This is a genomic window from Nocardioides sp. CPCC 206348, assembly GCF_048654705.1.
GTDB lineage: Bacteria > Actinomycetota > Actinomycetes > Propionibacteriales > Nocardioidaceae > Nocardioides.
The window spans coordinates 1,929-2,605 of the sequence record NZ_JBMCZA010000203.1 but is presented as its reverse complement, the minus strand read 5'-3'; the positions used below and the strand labels follow the sequence as shown (position 1 = coordinate 2,605).

Here is a 677-nt window from a genome sequence, read left to right as displayed (position 1 = left end):
CCGCTGGCGCTGCCCGCGATCCACAACCTGCGCATCGGCGGCGCGGACGGCGCCCGGCTGCGGGTGCCGGTGCTGCCGGGGAGCGACCTGGCCGCCGCGCTCACGCCGTAAATGGTTTGTGAGTGAGTGCTCACTCACCTATTCTGGAGAGCATGCCACCACGCGCCGCCCCACTCTCGCCCGAGGACCGGCGCGAAGCGTTGATCACGGCCACCCGGCCGCTGCTCTACGAGCACGGACGCGCTGTCACCACGCGCCTGATCGCCGAGGCTGCCGGTGTCGCGGAGGGCACGATCTTCCGGGTCTTCGCCTCCAAGGAGGAGCTGGTCGACGCCACGGTCGCCCGTGCCTTCGAGCCCGGCGACGTGCTGCGCCGGCTCGACGAGATCGACGTGTACCTGCCGTTGCGTGAGCGGATGCTCGCGATGACGTCGATCCTCCAGCAACGGTTCCTCGCGATCTTCGGGCTGATGCGCGCGATGGGGACCGTCGGTCCGCCGCAGCACCTGCACGACCGGCCCGAGCTGAAGAAGGGCCTGGAGGACGTGCGCGCCCGGTTGCTCGCGCTGATCGAGCCGGACGCCGACCACCTGACGCTGCCGCCCGAGCAGGTGCTCCACGTGTGGCGGCTGCTGACCTTTGCCGGCTCCCACCAGGAGATCGCCGACAACGACCTG

At 70.6% G+C, this 677-nt stretch carries 1 protein-coding gene; it reads left to right on the top strand.

Going from position 1 to position 677, the window contains the following annotated elements:
* Positions 1 to 152: 152 nt before the first annotated feature.
* On the top strand, positions 153 to 677 hold a 525-nt coding region (locus ACOADB_RS20050), incomplete at its 3' end, for a TetR/AcrR family transcriptional regulator (protein ID WP_378602555.1).